The organism is Flaviramulus sp. BrNp1-15 (assembly GCF_022259695.1).
GTDB lineage: Bacteria > Bacteroidota > Bacteroidia > Flavobacteriales > Flavobacteriaceae > BrNp1-15.
The window spans coordinates 558524-577719 of record NZ_CP092099.1 but is presented as its reverse complement, the minus strand read 5'-3'; the positions used below and the strand labels follow the sequence as shown (position 1 = coordinate 577719).

At 30.3% G+C, this 19196-nt stretch carries 15 protein-coding genes; 11 read left to right on the top strand and 4 right to left on the bottom strand.

Going from position 1 to position 19196, the window contains the following annotated elements:
- The first annotated feature begins 14 nt into the window (after positions 1 to 14).
- The gene (locus MBM09_RS02525; protein ID WP_238675280.1) at positions 15 to 149 is read left to right on the top strand and encodes a FeoB-associated Cys-rich membrane protein; all 135 of its coding nucleotides are present in this window, start codon (positions 15 to 17) and stop codon (positions 147 to 149) included.
- Here MBM09_RS02525 and MBM09_RS02520 read toward each other — a convergent pair.
- Complete coding sequence (locus MBM09_RS02520) at positions 146 to 568, bottom strand: hypothetical protein (protein ID WP_238675279.1); 423 nt, start codon at positions 566 to 568, stop codon at positions 146 to 148. The genes MBM09_RS02525 and MBM09_RS02520 overlap by 4 nt on opposite strands.
- A gap of 47 nt (positions 569 to 615) precedes the next feature.
- Complete coding sequence (locus tag MBM09_RS02515; RefSeq protein WP_238675278.1) at positions 616 to 1155, bottom strand: hypothetical protein; 540 nt, start codon at positions 1153 to 1155, stop codon at positions 616 to 618.
- Positions 1156 to 1303: 148 nt separating this feature from the next.
- On the opposite strand from MBM09_RS02515, the gene MBM09_RS02510 reads away from it, so the two are divergent.
- From MBM09_RS02510 to MBM09_RS02465, 10 genes are all read left to right on the top strand, one after another.
- On the top strand, positions 1304 to 1963 hold the full coding sequence (locus tag MBM09_RS02510; RefSeq protein WP_238675277.1) for a metal-dependent transcriptional regulator: 660 nt from the start codon (positions 1304 to 1306) through the stop codon (positions 1961 to 1963).
- On the top strand, positions 1950 to 2750 hold the full coding sequence (locus MBM09_RS02505; protein ID WP_238675276.1) for a transporter: 801 nt from the start codon (positions 1950 to 1952) through the stop codon (positions 2748 to 2750). The genes MBM09_RS02510 and MBM09_RS02505 overlap by 14 nt, the downstream gene beginning before the upstream one ends.
- A gap of 9 nt (positions 2751 to 2759) precedes the next feature.
- Positions 2760 to 3665, top strand: a complete 906-nt coding sequence (locus tag MBM09_RS02500; RefSeq protein ID WP_238675275.1) for a metal ABC transporter solute-binding protein, Zn/Mn family — start codon at positions 2760 to 2762, stop codon at positions 3663 to 3665.
- Positions 3665 to 4402: a metal ABC transporter ATP-binding protein gene (locus tag MBM09_RS02495; RefSeq protein WP_238675274.1), complete on the top strand. Its 738-nt coding sequence runs from the start codon at positions 3665 to 3667 to the stop codon at positions 4400 to 4402. Before MBM09_RS02500 ends, MBM09_RS02495 begins: the two co-directional genes overlap by 1 nt.
- Positions 4402 to 5529, top strand: coding sequence for a metal ABC transporter permease (locus tag MBM09_RS02490; RefSeq protein ID WP_238675273.1), 1128 nt, complete (start codon positions 4402 to 4404; stop codon positions 5527 to 5529). The genes MBM09_RS02495 and MBM09_RS02490 overlap by 1 nt, the downstream gene beginning before the upstream one ends.
- Positions 5522 to 6682, top strand: a complete 1161-nt coding sequence (locus tag MBM09_RS02485; RefSeq protein WP_238675272.1) for a metal ABC transporter permease — start codon at positions 5522 to 5524, stop codon at positions 6680 to 6682. The genes MBM09_RS02490 and MBM09_RS02485 overlap by 8 nt, the downstream gene beginning before the upstream one ends.
- Before the next feature lie 122 nt (positions 6683 to 6804).
- On the top strand, positions 6805 to 10101 hold the full coding sequence (locus MBM09_RS02480) for a hypothetical protein (RefSeq protein WP_238675271.1): 3297 nt from the start codon (positions 6805 to 6807) through the stop codon (positions 10099 to 10101).
- The gene (locus tag MBM09_RS02475) at positions 10070 to 12028 is read left to right on the top strand and encodes a DUF3857 domain-containing protein (protein WP_238675270.1); all 1959 of its coding nucleotides are present in this window, start codon (positions 10070 to 10072) and stop codon (positions 12026 to 12028) included. Before MBM09_RS02480 ends, MBM09_RS02475 begins: the two co-directional genes overlap by 32 nt.
- A 10-nt stretch (positions 12029 to 12038) precedes the next feature.
- The gene (locus MBM09_RS02470) at positions 12039 to 14009 is read left to right on the top strand and encodes a DUF3857 domain-containing protein (protein WP_238675269.1); all 1971 of its coding nucleotides are present in this window, start codon (positions 12039 to 12041) and stop codon (positions 14007 to 14009) included.
- Between the two features lie 10 nt (positions 14010 to 14019).
- Positions 14020 to 14379, top strand: a complete 360-nt coding sequence (locus tag MBM09_RS02465) for a YraN family protein (protein WP_238675268.1) — start codon at positions 14020 to 14022, stop codon at positions 14377 to 14379.
- Positions 14380 to 14384: 5 nt separating this feature from the next.
- On the opposite strand, the gene MBM09_RS02460 is transcribed toward MBM09_RS02465, so the two are convergent.
- Together MBM09_RS02460 and mfd are read right to left on the bottom strand one after the other, a co-directional pair.
- On the bottom strand, positions 14385 to 15716 hold the full coding sequence (locus tag MBM09_RS02460; protein ID WP_238675267.1) for a TlpA disulfide reductase family protein: 1332 nt from the start codon (positions 15714 to 15716) through the stop codon (positions 14385 to 14387).
- A gap of 38 nt (positions 15717 to 15754) precedes the next feature.
- Positions 15755 to 19114 carry a transcription-repair coupling factor gene (gene mfd, locus MBM09_RS02455; RefSeq protein WP_238675266.1) on the bottom strand — a complete coding sequence of 1120 codons (3360 nt, stop codon included), beginning with the start codon at positions 19112 to 19114 and terminating at the stop codon, positions 15755 to 15757.
- Positions 19115 to 19196 lie beyond the last annotated feature (82 nt).

Here is a 19196-nt window from a genome sequence, read left to right as displayed (position 1 = left end):
CCGACTTAACAATTATGAACACTATTATTCAAAACATACTTGTTTTTTCTGCAATAGTTTTAGCTATCAGCTTTTTGGTTAAAAAATTCTTCTGGAAAAAAAAGGTTTCAAAAAAGGCTTGCGGAACAGATGATTGTGGTTGTCACTAATTATTAATTTCTAATTGCAAATTATAATCTTGAGGTGCAATTTTTTCGCCAGCAACCGGATGAGGGGAAATATTAAAACCATTAATGTTTAATTTCTCTGAAGAAAACAAGGTTAATAATTCCTTTTTCATATAACTCCTAGCATTAAATGTCAGTTTCTTTTTTTCTAAAAATTTCCCATTTTTAAAAACTTCAACCAAAACTACCGCTTCACCAGCCCAAATACAAGTAGCTCCTTTAGGGCAACGTGAATCTTGAAGCACTTCAACGAATTTAATTTCTACATCATTAAAATTTAAGGATTTACCCAATTGTAGTTTTGATACAATTTTTGGGGTTTCTGCTTTCACAAGCGTAGAATCTTGTGCAAAACCTATGCTAAAAAACAAAAGGGTAACTATTAAAATTTTATGTTTCATTATTCTATTTATATATTAACATATCTTAAACCATGCCAAAGTAACTTTTATTTTTTTAATAATGCCTCTAAATAATTACTTGAATTTAAATACTCTAGCCTAAGTGTTCTAAGATATTTTAAAATATCACTTCTTTTAATATAATCTGGTTTTAAACAATCTTTAAATCCATAATCTGAAACTGTAATAGCCAAATACCAATTACCTTTTCTTGTAACATAATTCCCTTCAAAAATGGGTTCCCAGTCTTTATTAGTTAATGCCGTATCTATAAAAATTGGAAGAATGTTTAAAGTTTTGTTTGGAATTTCCACTTCATAAAACGTAAAATAAAAAGTTTCACCTTTAATTTTAAAAGGTACATTCCATTCTACATCTTGATGATTTAATTCATATTTAGTATTTACGTAATTATAAAATTCATTGGCATCTTTTGGATCTTCAAAAATAAAAGCATGCTGTTTTGGAAGTTTTCTTTTGAACTTTTTAGCAACCATTACCTTATCTGATTCTATATTAGGTGCTATTCTTAAAGGAATACATGAAAAAAAGAATGAAAGCAAGAGTAGAAGTAGTAATGGTTTCATGATATGGTTTTCATTTAAGCATCAATTTTTATACCACACAAGTGCTGTGTTTTAAATATTTAGCAGCAAAAATCTTCATAAAAAATATTTTTTAGTTATATTTACAAAATATTTAAGCGTACTTAAAAAATATTTAAAGCGATTATAAATGTCTGTAGCTATTGAAAATTTTGTAAAAGCCATTTACAAAAATGACAAACACGATAACAATAATACCAAACCTGGCAACATTGCAAAAAAACTTGGTATTTCTAATGCTGCAGCAACAGATATGGCTAAAAAGTTGTCTGAAAAAAACTTATTGCATTATGAAAAATACAAGGCTTTACAACTAACTGAAGAAGGTACAAAAATGGCCTTGAATGTTATTAGAAAACACCGCCTATGGGAAGCCTTTTTGTTTAAAATGTTTGATATGTCTTTACACGATATTCATCGTGAGGCTGAATTATTAGAACATCAAACTTCTGATTTGCTAGCCGAAAAACTTAGTGAGTATTTAGGAAACCCTAAATTCGATCCGCATGGTGATCCAATTCCAAACGCTGATGGAGAAATTACTACTGAAGATAATTCAATATCATTATCAAATACCCAAGAAGGTAAAACGTATATCATTTCGCGTTTAATGAGCGACGATAAAGAGTTTTTTGACTTTTGTGCCCAAAACGGATTAAAATACGGCAATTCGCTTAGCGTTACTAAACAATTCAGCAAAAATAATATGACTCAAATTTTAATAAACAACAGTACAATTTTACTAAACGAAGATTTTACATCTATTATCTATGTTAATGAGAACAACTAAATTTATTTACTTCATTTTTCTATTCGCCCTTTCTTTTAACCTTTTTTCCCAAGAAAGCACCAAGCTTTCAGAACCCTTGGTTACAGACAGACCCGATGCTACAGAAGCGTCATCAACCGTCGGTAAGGGTGTTTTGCAATTCGAAACAGGCGGTTTATATGAAACCTTTGAAGCTAACAACATAAAATCTGAGAGTTACACATACAACACCATGTTAATTCGTTACGGTATTCTTGATAATTTAGAATTACGGCTTGGTTGGGATTTTACTGAAGGCGTTACCAAAATAAATGGAAACAAATTGGATAACGTAGCAAGTGGCTTTTCACCCTTACTTTTAGGAATGAAAATTGATATTGCCGAAGAAAATGGTTCCTTTCCAGAAATAGCTCTTATCGGTCATGTTTTTCCAGTGTTTAGTGCTTCAGCAGATTATAGACCAGAATATACGGGTATTGATTTTAGATTGTCTTTATCACATACTTTAAGTAAAAAATCTAGTTTAGGTTATAACATAGGTGCACAATGGGGTGACGATTCTCCTGAAGCTACTGCGATTTATACTTTGGCATATGGTTATAGTTTTACAGATAAATTTGGTATGTATGCTGAATTATATGGCGATTTACCTGAAGACAGTAAAGCAAACCACTATTGGGATGCAGGATTTACATATTTAGTTAATAACAACCTGCAATTAGATACTTATTTTGGCACTAGCATTACAGAAGGTCAAGATTTATTACTTGGATTAGGTTTTAGCTACAGAATTCAAAATAACAAATAGAAAAGAAGAATGAAAAAACTGTTTTTAATTATATCGCTCTTTACTTTGAGTATAAGTTGTAAAAACGAGAAAAAAGCTAACGGAAAATTAAACGTTGTTACAACAACATCCATGATAACTGATTTGGTTAAAAACATTGGTGGCGAACATATAAATCTAAAAGGTTTAATGGGCAGTGGTGTAGACCCACATCTTTACAAAGCAAGTGAAGGTGATGTTTCAAAACTATCAAATGCTGATATTATTTTTTATAATGGTTTACATTTAGAAGGTAAATTGGTTGAAGTTTTTGAAAAAATGAAAAACAAAAAAACCATTGCTATTTCTGATGCTATTGATAAAAGTACTTTGATTGGTTCAGAATATTTTGCTTCAAATTACGATCCACATATATGGTTCAACATAGATTACTGGATTGAAGCTGGATCATTTGTCAACAAAAAATTACAAGAAGCTATTCCAGAACACGCTCAAGTATTCGAAGAAAATTGGCAAAATTACTACAAGCAACTAGTATTGTTAAAAGATGAAATTTCAAAAACCATTGAAACGCTTCCAAAGGAAAAACGTATTTTAGTTACGGCTCATGATGCCTTCAATTATTTTGGAAAATCCTTTGATTTTGAGGTAGTTGGCTTACAAGGATTGTCAACAGCAACAGAAGCTGGTGTTCAAGATGTTCAAAAACTGGCTGCTTTTATTATCGAGAAAAAAGTTAAATCTATTTTTGTAGAAAGCTCTGTGCCAAAACGAACTATTGAAGCTTTACAAGCTGCTGTAAAATCTAAAGATCACGATGTAGTTATTGGTGGAACTTTATATTCTGATGCACTAGGAAATGCTGGAACTATTGAAGGAACTTACATTGGAATGTTTGAATATAATGTGAATACGATTGTAAATGCATTAAAATAATGGACAAAAAAATTGCAGTACAAGTAGATGATTTAACAGTTGCATACAACTACAAACCTGTGCTTTGGGATATAGATTTAGAAATTCCTGAAGGTGTACTTATGGCTATTGTTGGACCTAATGGCGCAGGTAAATCTACGCTTATAAAATCTATTTTAGGCATTTTAAAACCTATTGCTGGAAGTGTTAGTATTTATGGTAAATCATACGAAAAACAACGCTCACTAGTTGCTTATGTACCTCAAAAAGGAAGTGTAGATTGGGATTTCCCAACCACTGCTTTAGATGTTGTTATGATGGGGACTTACGGTAGTTTAGGCTGGATAAAACGTCCTGGGCAAAAAGAAAAAAAAGAAGCTTTAGAAGCTTTAGAAAAAGTGGGCATGTTGCCTTTTAAAAACAGGCAAATAAGTCAGCTTTCTGGAGGACAACAACAACGTATATTTTTAGCACGTGCATTAGTGCAAAACGCATCAATTTATTTTATGGATGAGCCTTTCCAAGGTGTTGATGCCACAACCGAAATTGCCATTATTAACATTTTAAAAGAACTCCGTAAAGCAGGTAAAACAGTTATTGTAGTACATCATGATTTACAAACCGTTCCAGAATATTTTGATTGGGTTACGTTTTTAAACGTAAAAAAAATAGCAACAGGACCTGTTAAAGACATTTTTAATGATGATAATTTAACTAAAACCTATGGTATTAATTATAAAGTAAGCATCCAGGAATAATGACTATAAGTGAATATTTTTCTTTAGTTTTTTCTGATTATACTCTTAGAACTATCACTCTAGGAACAGCAATTCTTGGTGCAATAACTGGTATGTTAGGTAGTTTTGCGGTTTTAAGAAAACAAAGCCTTTTAGGTGATGCGATTTCTCATGCAGCATTACCTGGTATTGCCATTGCCTTTTTAATTACAGGCACTAAAAACAGTAATATATTGCTTTTAGGCGCTTTGGTTAGCGGACTTATAGGCACATTCTGGATTCGAGGAATCATTAAAAAAACGCATTTAAAATCAGATACCGCTTTAGGGTTGATACTATCCTTATTTTTTGGGTTTGGAATGTTATTACTGACTTTTATTCAAAAACAACCTAATGCTAATCAAGCAGGTTTAGACAAGTATTTATTTGGGCAAGCAGCTACTTTAGTAGAAAGTGATGTTTGGTTAATGGCACTAATTACTGGTATTTGTCTATTTGTACTATTACTTTTCTGGAAAGAATTTAAAATTCTCCTTTTTGATGCAGATTACACAAAAACACTAGGTTTTAACACAACTTTTATTGATATATTAATTACGTCTTTTATTGTTTTAGCCATTGTTTTAGGATTACAAACTGTTGGCGTGGTATTAATGAGTGCCATGTTATTAGCTCCAGCTGCTGCTGCACGCCAATGGACAAACAGCCTAGGTGTTATGGTATTTCTAGCGGCTATTTTTGGTGCCTTTTCTGGAGTTTTTGGAACCGCAATTAGTGCAAGCCAAAATAATTTATCTACCGGTCCTGTAATTGTAATTATTGCAGGCATTTTTGTATTGTTTTCTTTTGTGTTTTCACCAAGTCGAGGATTATTATTTAAGCAAATCAGATTTATTAAAAACCGAAGGGATTTGCAATTGCATAAAACCTTAGCCTTTATGTTTAATATTGCTCAAACTCATGATAATATTTCGCATCCTCACACTATAAAAATCTTAAATAATTTTCAAGGATACACCAAAAATACACTTCAAAAATTAGTAGACAGACATTACGTAACGCTTGATGGCAATAATTGGAGCTTAACTGAAGAAGGCTATAAAACAGCCTCTAATTTGTATAATCAACAAAACAAAAACGATGAGTAGCGCTCAAATAGAAATACAAATTATTGCGAGTATTGTTGCAATTGCTTGTGCAATTCCTGGTGTATTTTTAGTGTTACGTAAAATGGCCATGATTAGCGATGCAATTAGTCATTCAATCTTACCAGGTATTGTTATTGGTTTTTTTATTACTCAAGATTTAAACTCGCCATTACTCATATTTTTAGCAGCATTAACCGGAATATTAACGGTTGTCTTAGTGGAATATATTCAAAAAACAGGATTAGTAAAGGAAGATACTGCTATAGGTTTGGTATTCCCTACGCTGTTTAGTATTGGCGTGATTTTAATTGCAAAAAATGCAAACGATGTACATTTAGATGTTGATGCTGTTTTATTAGGTGAATTAGCTTTTGCTCCTTTTGACAGATTAATCATTTCTGGTGTTGATGTTGGTCCAAAATCATTATGGATTATTGGTTTAATCTTATTGATAACTATCGGGCTATTATTTGCTTTTTTTAAGGAATTAAAAATAAGCACTTTTGATGCAGGTTTAGCAGCTTCACTAGGGTTTTCACCTGCTTTAATTCATTACGGATTAATGACCGTTTCATCTGTAACAACAGTTGGAGCATTTGATGCTGTTGGTGCCATTCTAGTAGTTGCATTAATGATTGCTCCTGCAGCAACTGCTTACTTACTCACTACAGATTTAAAGCGCATGCTTATCTATTCTATATGTTTTGGAATTTTTAGTGCTATTTCTGGGTATTGGTTAGCACATTGGTTAGATGCTTCAATATCTGGTTCTATTACAACTATGTTAGGGTTACTATTTTTAGCCGTTTATTTATTTGCTCCAAGTAAAGGTGTTATAGCGGTTTTATATAGAGAAAAACAACAACGTACAGAAGTATTATTGCTAACCTTTTTATTGCATTTAAAAAATCATACTGAGGAAAGTGAACGCCATGTAAACCACCTTAACGAACATATTAACTGGCAAAAAATACGTAGTAAAACCGTTTTAGACTTAGCTTTAAAAAATAACATGATCCAGTTTGATAAAAATATTGTTTCCTTAACTGAAAAAGGCGATGAATTCACTACCCAAGCTATTGATTATATTATTACAAATGAAGATGCTCAAATTGAAGACATGAAGGATGATTTCTTTTTGTTTAGGGGGTAACTTTGGAAATTATTCCATTCTTCAATAGAAATAAGCAGTTTAACAAGAAAATCCTTTTTTTTTTCAATAAGTCAATAAAAAAATGTAATTTTTTCACACATTTCTTTTTTTAAAATACTTACATGAAAAAACAACTATTTTTAGCCCTTTATTTATTTACCTCATTTTTATCCCTAGCACAAGAAAAAATCCCTTTTATAGATTATGATGATATTTCAAAACAAGCATCAGAAGCAATTAGAGCTAAAGATAATGATAAAACAATAGAGCTTCTTAACAAAATAAATACAAACGACTCTACTTATGCTAGTGTTTTAATCTCAAAATCATATTACTTAATAAACTCCGAAAAATACCAAGAAGCTATTGATGTTACCAATGAAGGCTTGAGTATTAACAATTTTGACTCCAACTTATCCTTCTATATTAATAAAGGTTTAGCGTTATCATATTTAGAAAAATATGAAGAGGCGCTTCAAATTTATAATGAAGGCCTTAAAACATATCCAAATTATTATCTATTATGGTACAATAAAGCTGTTGCTTTGGAAAACCTTGATAGAATCAATGAATCAATTTCTGCCTATCAACAAGCGATTTTACTAAAACCTACTTATGCAAAACCACATCTTCAATTAGGGAATTTATGTTACAAACAAGAACTAATTACACAAGCTCTTATGTGTTACAATATGTATTTGCTTTTATCTTATGATGAGAATGGAGCTTTCAACACTTTAAAATCACTTAATAATTTAGTAGCCGACAAAAATAGTAACAAAGCAAATTCAGATATGCAAATATCGAAAGACGACGAATCTTTCGAAGATATTGATTTGGTAATAAGCAACAAAATTGCCTTAAATAAAAATTATGAAACTGGGAACAAAATTAATATCGCATTAACTAATCAAAACCATGCTCTACTCACTCAACTTGAATATTTCGAGGGAAATAGGGGGTTTTGGGATAAAAAATATGTTCCTTTTTTTAAATGGATTAATGAAAATAATCTGTTTGATAGTTTTACGTACACACTTTCCTATTCAATTCAAAATGAAAAATATGCTAAAATCATTAAACAAAAAGAAAAAGAAATTTCGGATTTCGTTGACCTTTTCTATGATAAATGGTATGATATTTTAATGCATAACAATATTCTTTTTGATGGAAAAAAACAAGATGTTGTTTATAATTATTACAACGGTTATGCACAAGCCGTTGGAAAAATGAATAATGATGTAAGCATAGGCAAGTGGAATTTTTATAATGAAAATGGTCAATTAATGTCCTCTGGTAGTTATGATAATTCAGGAGAAAGAACCAGTAAATGGGTATGGCTACATCAAAACGGTAAGGTAAAAGAAACCGCGTTTTATGAAAATGGTGTTTTAAATGGAGAAAATCATCAATTTCATGAAAATGGCAAACCTCATGTTGTCGCCAATTATACAGATGGTAAGTTGAATGGGCAATACAGGTATTACAATAACATGGGAGCACTTATTCAAAAAAAATATTTTAAAGAAAATGAGTTGGATGGGTTATATCAATCATACTTCCCTGTTGGAGAAGATTTTCTTGAATTTCATATTCCTTATAAAAACAGTTTAATTGATAGTATTGCTTTTGAATACTATACAAACGGTGCTATTTATGCTGAAATGCCCTTTAATAATGGGGAAAGACAAGGTGTAGAGAAAAAGTATTTTTACAACAAACAGATTTCTTCTGAAATTAACTACCTAAATGGGGAGCTTAATGGCCCTTACAAAAGTTATTATTCTAATGGAAATATATTTGAAGAAGGACAAAGTTTAAACAATTTTTACAATGGCCCATGGAAATCTTATTACCGTGATGGGACTTTACAATCATCATTTACTTATGATGAAGGCTCTATAGATGGTGAGTATAAGTACTTTGATACAGATGGCAAACCTTATTATGACTACCTCTATAGAAGAGGCGAAGTAATAGAATATAAGTATTATGATAAAAAAGGTGAAATTTTAAGCCAAGGCAGAAAAAAAGGTGGCGAGTTTCAGTTTACAGGGTATCACCCAAATGGTAATATACTATCAAAAGGGCTTTATGATATTAAGGGAGGTAAAGAAGGTACTTGGGAGTTTTATTCAAAAAATGGTGTTTTAACTAGTAATGGTACTTATTCTGAAGACAAAATTAATGGAAAATTTTTCACATACCATAACAATGGAAAAACAGAGTCATTAAGCCATTATGTAAATGATACTTTATCGGGTTATTATCAAGATTTTTATAAAAACGGGCAACTTAAAAGGCATGGGTGGCATAAAAATGGATTGGCACATGGCGAATGGCGTTCTCATTATATTGATGGTACTTTAGAAATTATAAATTTTTATCACAAAGATAAATTACACGGTATTCAAGAGTTTTACACTGTTGAAGGAAAAATTGAACGTGTTTATAAATATGAATATGGCGAATTAAAATCTGAAACCTATTATGACAATGAAGGAGATGTTTTAGAAGAAATTAATTTTGCCCCAAAAGAAAATAATTTCATCGTTGAGTACTTATATAAAAACAAAAAAACAAACACTAAACTAGAATATATAAACGGAGTTAAACATGGTTTGTACCAATGGTATGATTTTTATGGGAACAAATCTCTTGAGGGAAATTATATTAACAATAATCAAAATGGAAAATGGACCTGGTACTATGAAAATGGGGCAATTGAAAGTATAAGGACCTATTTAAATGGCAATTTAAATGGTGAGAGTATTGATTATTACGAAGACAGCTCAATTCAAGCCAAAATGTTTTATGATTATGGTAAAGCTTCGGGAACTTGGATTACCTATCATAAAAATGGCAAAATGGCAAGAAGTACTAGTTACTCAAACGACCTCTTGCATGGGAAAAGAATATTTTATGATAATTCGGGAAAACTTCAGCTTATCAGGTTTTATAATAACGGAACACTAATTGGCTATAGTTATTTAGACAAAAACTCTCAAGAATTACCAATGATTCCTATAAAAAATGAAACTGCAAAAATTATTAGTTATTTTGATAATGGAAATGTTTCCAGAGAATTAGAATATAAAAATGGGGATTTGGTAAATATATATAATGAATACTATTACTCTGGCCAACTACAAAACGAAATGTTCTTTGTAGACGGAGAATATAATGGTACCGATATTGAATATTATGCTAACGGAAATATTGAAAGTGAAAAAAATTATACAATGGGGATTTTAGATGGGTTTACCAAAATATATTATGAAAATGGAAAAATGAAAGAAGAACGAACTTATAAAAATGGAGAAATAACCGGAGAAGCAAATTATTATAACAAAGTTGGGAAATTAATTAAAAAGGAATTTTATTTTAATGGAGAGATTTACAAATTTGAAACTTACTAATTCGAGTAAAATTTTATTTCTAGTCATTTTCTGTTTAGTTTTCCTAAACAATTATGCACAAGAATCTGAAGAATATAATTTTTATAAAAAATTATACCCGAATGCCAAAACAGTTAGAATTAAGCAAGACACGAAGATTACCATAAAGCTTAAGTCTGGTAAAATTGATATTACTCAAGAGTTTTTAGAGGAAGATATATATCTAGATGAAAGTGCTAATTATAACTCTAAAAAAGCCTTGAATTTTTCCTCTTTTTTTGAATTAAATGATGTTGAGGCTTCATCATTTTCTTATTCTAATGGCGAATACAAAGAAATTGAAGTTACAGATTTTAAAGAAAAGGATGAGCTTGACAGATCTTTTTACGATGATACAAAATCATTGAATTTTATATTTCCAAATTTAAAAAAAGGATCAAAATCTATTTTAAAATATTCTGAAAACGTAAAAAACCCTCGTTTTTTAAGTCCGTTCTATTTTGGAGATTTTTCACCAATTGTAAATAACAAAGTTACTATAGTTGCAGATAAAGACATCGATATTACTTTTAAAGAGTACAATACGGATACATTAGGTATCAATTTTAAAAAAACAGAAAAAAGAAATACTAATATTTATAGTTGGGAATTAAAGAATATTGATGAATATGAATATGAACCAAATTCTCCTACTTACAAAAAAATACTTCCACATATAGTACCAATTATAACCTCTTACAAATCAGACAATGGCGATACAAGTTTAGCAAAAAATGTTTCAGATTTATACGATTGGTATTATTCATTAGTTAAAGACATTAATACAGGAGAAACTGATAAAGATCTGGTTAAATTAGTTCAAGAGTTAACCAATGGAAAACCAAACGATTTTGAAAAAGTAAAAGCCATTTATTATTGGACTCAAAAAAACATAAAATATATTGCTTTTGAATATGCTCTAGGGGGTTTTATTCCTAGACAAGCAAATGATGTGTTTCAAAAAAAATATGGCGATTGCAAAGATAATTCTAGTATCCTATATCAAATGTTAAAAATAGCTGGAATAAAAGGAGATTTAACTTGGATTGGCACACGAAGCATTCCTTACAACTATAACGAAATGCCCACCCCTATTGTAGACAATCACATGATTTTATCCTATACAGATAAGAATGACAATACTTACTTTTTAGATGCAACAGGAAGATATGTGCCAATAGACCTCCCTTCTTCTTTTATACAAGGAAAAGAAGCCTTAATAGCTAACGGAGAATCTAATTTTAGTATAAAGCAAGTTCCCATAGTACCCGCAATAAAAAATGCAGTTATAGATACCTCTACAATTGAAATTGTGGGTGAAGATGTTATAGGAAAAGCAAAAATTGAAATTGCCGGATACAATAAAATAGATACATTTAATTATTTAGAAAACGAAACAACCGATGAAAAATTAAAAGCTTTTTATAATTCTCGCCTACAGAAAGGGAATAATAAATTTTTGATAAAATCTTTTTCAGAAACCAATAAATACAACTATGAGAAAAACCTAATTGTAGATTACAATTTTACTATTAATGGGTATACCAAAAAATTAGGTGATGAAATATATATTAATTTAAATTTTATAAAAGATTTATCGGCATATAAAACTGAAGATGATAGAAAAAATGATATTGAATACGAACACACAAACTACTTTAGCTATACAACAACTCTTAATATTCCTCATGGTTTTAGTATAGATTATGTCCCAGAAAATATTAACATGTCAAATGAATATATTACAACTAATATAACTTATGATGTTAAAGAGAATAGGGTAGTTTATAACCATTCTTATAGTTTGAATTTTATCACTTTAAATCCTGAACAACAAAAAGAAGTAAATTCATTAATAAAAGAAACAGAAAAAGCCTTTAAAGAGGTAATAGTATTAAAAAAAATATAATCTATCAATCATGTTAAAAAACAAACCAATTATTATATTACTTGTTTTCAGCCAGTTATTGTTCTCGCAAAAAGAATTGCCAGTCTATACTAACTATTCCTGGGATGAAACCCCTTCATATTCAATAGATGAAAATAATGAAGAACCTATTATTGCCCTAAAAGACAAAGTATTAACAGAGTTTTATTTTCAAGAAGATGGTCTTGTAGAATATTTTTTAGAACATCGTGTATTATGGTTAAACTCTGATGAAAAAATTGAAAGCTACAACAAAGTATATCTACCATATAATTCAACATCAGAATTAAAAGTTAACAAAGCAAGGGTAATAAAAAATAATGGAGACATTATTGAATTAGATAATAGTAAAATACTCACAGCTCAAGATGAAGAAACAGGCCAGAATTATAAATTTTTTGCTTTTGAGGGTATTGAAAAAGGAAGCTTTATAGAATATTATTACGTAGTAAGAAGATATCCAAGATATAAGGGAAATAAAATAACGCTTCAATCAGATTTCAAAAAAAACAATGTGGAATTTGATTTATACTCACCCAGTAATTTGGTTTTTGAATTTAAAACTTACAATGATACTCCTGAAATAAAAAGGGATACACTTTCTAAAAATAAGCTACATTGGTTTTTGAAAATTGATAAGATAGACCCTTTACTTAAAGAAGAATACTCAGCTTATAATGCCTCAAAAAAATCTATTGTTTACAAGCTAGACAGAAATACAGCAGACAATTCTAAAGATATATCATCTTATAGTCAGGTTGCTCAAAACATCTACTCTTACTATTACGAGGAATTAAATAGTAAGACCCAAAATCTTTTAAAAAAATTCATTAAAGAAGCTACTGGCGGAAAAAAACTAGAAGAAGAAGCCCTTATTAGAAAACTGGAATTTCACATTAAATCCAATGTATATGTTACAGAAGATGGAAGTGAAAACTTTAAAGATTTAGACGAAGTTTTAGATAAAAAAATAGCAAACGAAACAGGTATTTTAAAGCTTTACCTCTCTTTATTCAAAAGCTTAAATATCAAGCATGAAGTTGTGTTAACTAGCGATAGACAATACTTAAAATTTGATAAAGACTTTGAGGCTAATAATTTTTTAACAGATTTTTTAATCTATTTTAATAAAACAAAAAAGTATTTGTCTCCACATGAATTGAACTCAAGATACGGATATCCACCAGCATATTTAACCAACAACTACGGTTTGTTTATTAAAGAAGTTAAGGTTGGTGATTTTGTTTCTGGTTTAGGCAAAATAAAATATATAGAACCTATTAAAGCTGATAAAACGGTTGATAAAATGGTTATAGATGTTGATTTTGAAAAAGATAACCTATCTAGTTCTAAAGTTAAATTAAATCGCTCTATGGGTGGGTATTATGCCATGTATTTTCAACCATATATACATCTTATAAAAGATAAAGACAGAGATGATTTAATTGAAGGATTTGCAAAAAATATAAATGAAGATGTTGATATAACCAGTAAAGAATTAATAAACGACAACCCAGAATTATTCGGTGTAAAACCTATTACTTTTTTAATTGATTTCAATACAGAAGCATTAACAGAAAAAGCAGGTAAAAAATACCTATTTAAAGTTGGTGACTTAATTGGAGAACAAATACAACTTTATCAAGAAAAAGAAAGAGCTTTACCTGTTGAAAATGAATTCACTAGAAGTTACTATAGAACTATAAACATTAAAATACCTGATGGTTATAGAATTGCCAATTTGGAAGACATTAATATAAAGAACTTTTTTATTAAGGATGGAGAAGAACAGTTAATTTTCCATTCCTATTACGAAGTTAAAAACAATAATGAATTGGTTATAACTGCAGACGAACATTATAGAGAAAACATTATAGAAACCGAAAACTACGAAGATTACAGAACCGTAATAAACAGTGCAGCCGATTTTAATAAATTAGTATTAGTTTTTGAGCCGATATAACTTATAATTAATGGCACAACACAACGAACTTGGTAAAAAAGGCGAGCAATTAGCAGTAAATTTTCTATTGAAGAATGGTTATGACATTATTGAACGCAACTACCGTTTTGATAAAGCTGAAGTTGACATAATTGCTCAAAAAGAAGATACACTTGCCATTATAGAAGTAAAAACGCGTTCAACTACCGATTTTGGAAATCCGCAAGATTTTGTAAAGCCTAAACAAATTAAACGATTAGTTAAAGCTGTTGATGAATATGTTACTGTAAATGGCTTAGATGTAGAAGTACGGTTTGATATTATAGCGATAGTAAAAGAAAACAACGCCTTTAATATTGAACATTTAGAAAATGCCTTTTATCACTTTTAATGCATCTATTCTTCGTCTCCAAAAAACGCTTTTAAAGTTTCAAAATCTTCAGGCTTCTCAATAATTTTTTTGTCTTTATCTAAAATAAAATAAGTTGGTGTTGATGTTACTCCATAAGCATCACCAATTTCGTTATCCCACTTACCTTCTCCGTAAACGTGAATAAATTCAGGAAAACTATAAGTTAAATCTTTCCATCTATAAGGTTCGTCTTCTAAACCAACCGCAACCACTTTAATCAATCCTTTTTCTTTGGATTGAATGTATGTTTGTAATTGTGGTACTTCATCTAAACAATGCGAACACGTACTACTCCAAAACACAATAATGTAGTTTTCCGCAACATCAAGCTTACTTAACTTTTTGGTAATTAATTTTCCTTTTTCTTTTATTTCTAAATCAAAATCTGGAGCTTGATTTCCTAAAGATAAATCTTTGTACAACATTAATGTATGTAAAAGCTCTTGATCGTTTAAAGCTACTGCAATATCCATTAAATACGTTTCTGCTATGTGATTAGCCACAGGTTCTAAACCTAAATCTGCCATCTGTTGCCATGTATCAACTAACAAAATGCGTTTTATTTCTTTTGGAGCTTCTTTCATTTTACTACATACAACATCAATATTTTTTTTGTAGTTAGCTATTTCATCTTCTGGATTAGAAACCATACCAAACACATAATTCAGTACTTTTTCCTGTAAAAAACTAGAGCTTTGAAGTGTTTTATTCTTGAAATCTACATAATCAAAATAATGCTTTTTTAAATTATGAGAGTACACATTCACATCTTCAATTTTTGATGGAATATAAGGTTTGTTTGCTTTAATAAATTGAAGCGCTATAGTTTCCTTAGCAGCTTTTTCAAAACTTAATTGCGTTTCTTTTTGAGTTTTAAAAATTGCCTTTAATGCAGTTGTGTCCTTACTTTGTTTTCTAAAATAGTTACCTATACTTTGCGTAACCATAGACATACTATTGGTGTATGACGAAAGCAGTTTGTTTTCAACAGATTTTGTGAATTTCACACCTGTTTCAGAGTTAAAAGTCAGTTCAATATCCTCTTTTCCGTTGTAAATAATATCAAAATTATAATCTTCTTGTGGTATAGCATAAACCAATCTATACATTCCTTTTGTAGCAGTAGTGTCTAACTTAATCTCAAAACTACCATCTTCCTTTATTACTGTATTAGCAATGTATTTTGATACTGTAGGTGTAACTTTATATAATAATGCAACATTATAATCATCAGGTGGAGAGAAAACGCCTTTTATAGTATGTTGAGCAAAAAGAATACTCGGTAATAAAAGTGATAAAAAAAGTAAACGTTTCATGTATTTATATAATGTTCTTTTATTTTTTAAAACAATAATTAAGCCACAATAGGTTGTAAAGCATTTAATGCTTGTTTTACAGATTTTATATTGTTAAAGGTAAGCATTAAGCGCAAACCATTTCGGGTTTGTTTTTCTTTCATTTTACAAGCATTAGGATGTGATTGAACAAACTGTAATACTTTTGTGAAATTTGAACTTTGATAAAAACGACTTTGCTGATCGTTAATAAAATACCCTATTAACTTACCTTGTTTCATAATAATTTTTTCGAAGCCTATTTTAGTGGCTAACCACTTTATTTGGACACTATTTAATAAATCGGTCACTTGTTTAGGTAATTCTCCAAAACGATCAATTAACTCTTTCTCAAAAGTATTTAATTCTGCTTCTGTTTTTAAATTATTTAGCTGTGTGTATAAATTTAAACGTTCTGCAATATTATTCACATAACTATCTGGGAAAAGTAGCTCAAAATCAGAGTCTATAGTAACATCTTTTACATAAACTTTATCCGCTTCATCTTCATCATATAGATCTTTAAACTCATTCTCTTTGAGTTCTTCTATAGCTTCATTTAATATTTTTTGATAGGTATCAAACCCAATTTCATTTATAAAACCACTTTGTTCGCCACCCAATAAATCGCCAGCTCCACGAATTTCTAAATCTTTCATAGCAATATTGAAACCGCTACCCAATTCTGTAAACTGCTCTAAAGCTGTGATACGTTTTCGTGCATCATCTGTCATTGCAGAATATTCCGGAGTTATAAAATAACAGAAAGCTTTTTTATTACTTCTTCCTACTCGACCACGCATTTGATGTAGATCGCTTAATCCAAAATTATTGGCATTGTTTATAAAAATAGTATTTGCATTAGATACATCTAACCCACTTTCTACAATGGTTGTGCTCACTAAAACATCAAAAGCGCCATCCATGAATGCCAACATTAATTGTTCTAGTTTCTTGCCTTCCATTTGCCCATGACCAACACCAACTTTCGCATCTGGAACCAAACGTTGAATCATGCCTGCAACTTCTTTAATATTTTCTATACGATTATGAATGAAGAAAATTTGCCCTCCACGTTCAATTTCGTAACTCACAGCGTCACGGATGGTTTCTTCATTAAAACGAATAACATGACTCTCAATAGGATATCTATTTGGCGGTGGTGTTGTTATAACCGATAAATCTCGCGCTGCCATTAAACTAAACTGAAGTGTTCGAGGTATTGGTGTTGCTGTTAAGGTTAATACATCTACATTATCCTTGAGTGTCTTAAGTTTTTCTTTTACAGCTACCCCAAATTTTTGTTCTTCATCAACAATCAAAAGTCCTAAATCTTTAAACTTTACATTTTTGTTTACTAATTGATGAGTACCAATAATAATATCTACTTTTCCTTGTTCTAGAGCTTCTAGAGTTTCACGTTTTTCTTTGGCTGTTCTAAATCTGTTTAAATAATCAACTGTTACAGGAAACTCTTTAAGTCGTTCCTTAAATGTTCTAGAGTGTTGATACGCTAAAATTGTTGTTGGTACTAAAACCGCAACTTGTTTACCATTATCAACAGCTTTAAAAGCTGCACGTATAGCTACTTCGGTTTTACCAAAACCTACATCACCACAAACCAATCTGTCCATAGGACGTTCGCTTTCCATATCTGCTTTAATATCTGCCGTTGCAGTACTTTGGTCAGGTGTATCTTCATAAATAAAAGAAGCTTCCAATTCATGTTGCAAATAGCTATCTGGATTGTATTGAAACCCTTTTTCGGTTTTTCGTTTAGCGTAAAGTTTAATCAGGTTAAATGCTACATGTTTTACACGTGCTTTTGTTTTTTGTTTTAAGGTTTTCCAAGCTTTACTACCAAGTTTATAAATTTTTGGTGGTTTCCCATCTTTTCCATTAAACTTAGTGATTTTATGAAGCGAATGTATGCTTAAATACAATACATCGCGCTCCCCATAAATCAATTTTATAGCTTCTTGCTTTTTACCTTCAACATCTATTTTTTGAAGTCCACCAAAACGCCCAATTCCATGATCGATATGTGTAACATAATCGCCAATATCTAAATTAGTAAGCTCTTTTAAAGTTATAGCTTGCTTTTTAGCATAACCATTTTTAAGATGAAATTTATGATAACGTTCAAAGATTTGATGATCGGTATAACAAACTATTTTAGAATCGTGGTCTATAAACCCCTGATGTAGTGATTGTATAACGGTGTTATATGGTTTTACTTCTAAATGCGAATCATCAAAAATATCATGAAAACGTTTAGCTTGCTGCTCACTTACACAAGCAATATAATTGGTATACCCTTTATCGTGATTTGCGTTTAAATCTTCTATCAGCAAATTAAATTGCTTATTAAATGAAGGTTGTGGTGTGGTGTTATATTCTATGAGTTGGTTGTTAGATGTTTCTATTGCATTAAACATAACAGCAGAAGCACCAAACTCAATAATTGAAAAATCTAGTAATTGTTTTTTTAATAATGCTGAATTGCAAAACAACTCATTAGGTTGCGCATGTTTTATATCAGAAGAAAGGGTTTTAAAAGCCTCTTCTGCTTTACTGTAAAAATCGTCTATTCTAGAAAATAGTAATTCAGCATTTTTTATACAAACTACTGTTTTTTGAGCGATATATTTTAAGAAACTCTGCCTGCTTTCTTGTAATAATTTATTAGCAACATTAGGAATGATATTGATTTTTTTAATCTGCTCGATTGACAGTTGAGTTTCAACATCAAAAGTTCTTATACTATCAACCTCATCACCAAAAAACTCAATTCTATAAGGTTCGTCATGAGAAAATGAAAACACGTCTACAATACCTCCACGCACAGAAAACTCACCGGGTTCGGTAACAAAATCTACACGTTTAAATTGGTATTCAAACAAAACTTCGTTTACAAAATCTATAGACAAATTATCGTTTACAGCGACTTTTAATGTGTTACGCTCTAGCTCTTTTCTGGTTACAACTTGCTCAAAAAGTGCATCTGGATAGGTAACAATTATTGCTGGTTTTTTTTGCGAATTTATACGGTTTAAAACCTCGGCACGTAATAACACATTAGCATTATCGGTTTCTTCTATTTGATAAGGCCTGCGGTAACTACCTGGATAAAACAATACATCTTTATCTCCACATAATTGTTCTAAATCGTTTAGGTAAAAGGCAGCCTCTTCTTTATCATTAAAAACAATTAAAAAAGGTTTATTAGCTTCTTTAAAAACACTAGATATAACAAATGAAAATGAAGAACCTACAAGGCCTTTTAAATGGGTTTTACTTTGAGTTTGGGCAATAGATTTTCGCAGATTTTGTGTTTGCAAAGCCTGTACATAGGTTTTTGAGAGTGTAGTTTTACTCACCTAATTTTTTGTTTTTACGAGTGCAAATATAAAACTTAGATTTAAGTTGTTAGCAGAACTGAAGCTTAATTTAAATATAAAA

Excerpts from the sequence above, each read along its gene's own strand:
- MBM09_RS02525 (WP_238675280.1), top strand. The coding sequence starts at position 15 with ATGAACACTATTATTCAAAACATACTTGTTTTTTCTGCAATAGTTTTA.
- MBM09_RS02520 (WP_238675279.1), bottom strand. The coding sequence starts at position 568 with ATGAAACATAAAATTTTAATAGTTACCCTTTTGTTTTTTAGCATAGGT.
- MBM09_RS02515 (WP_238675278.1), bottom strand. The coding sequence starts at position 1,155 with ATGAAACCATTACTACTTCTACTCTTGCTTTCATTCTTTTTTTCATGT.
- MBM09_RS02510 (WP_238675277.1), top strand. The coding sequence starts at position 1,304 with ATGTCTGTAGCTATTGAAAATTTTGTAAAAGCCATTTACAAAAATGAC.
- MBM09_RS02505 (WP_238675276.1), top strand. The coding sequence starts at position 1,950 with ATGAGAACAACTAAATTTATTTACTTCATTTTTCTATTCGCCCTTTCT.
- MBM09_RS02500 (WP_238675275.1), top strand. The coding sequence starts at position 2,760 with ATGAAAAAACTGTTTTTAATTATATCGCTCTTTACTTTGAGTATAAGT.
- MBM09_RS02495 (WP_238675274.1), top strand. The coding sequence starts at position 3,665 with ATGGACAAAAAAATTGCAGTACAAGTAGATGATTTAACAGTTGCATAC.
- MBM09_RS02490 (WP_238675273.1), top strand. The coding sequence starts at position 4,402 with ATGACTATAAGTGAATATTTTTCTTTAGTTTTTTCTGATTATACTCTT.
- MBM09_RS02485 (WP_238675272.1), top strand. The coding sequence starts at position 5,522 with ATGAGTAGCGCTCAAATAGAAATACAAATTATTGCGAGTATTGTTGCA.
- MBM09_RS02480 (WP_238675271.1), top strand. The coding sequence starts at position 6,805 with ATGAAAAAACAACTATTTTTAGCCCTTTATTTATTTACCTCATTTTTA.
- MBM09_RS02475 (WP_238675270.1), top strand. The coding sequence starts at position 10,070 with ATGGAGAGATTTACAAATTTGAAACTTACTAATTCGAGTAAAATTTTA.
- MBM09_RS02470 (WP_238675269.1), top strand. The coding sequence starts at position 12,039 with ATGTTAAAAAACAAACCAATTATTATATTACTTGTTTTCAGCCAGTTA.
- MBM09_RS02465 (WP_238675268.1), top strand. The coding sequence starts at position 14,020 with ATGGCACAACACAACGAACTTGGTAAAAAAGGCGAGCAATTAGCAGTA.
- MBM09_RS02460 (WP_238675267.1), bottom strand. The coding sequence starts at position 15,716 with ATGAAACGTTTACTTTTTTTATCACTTTTATTACCGAGTATTCTTTTT.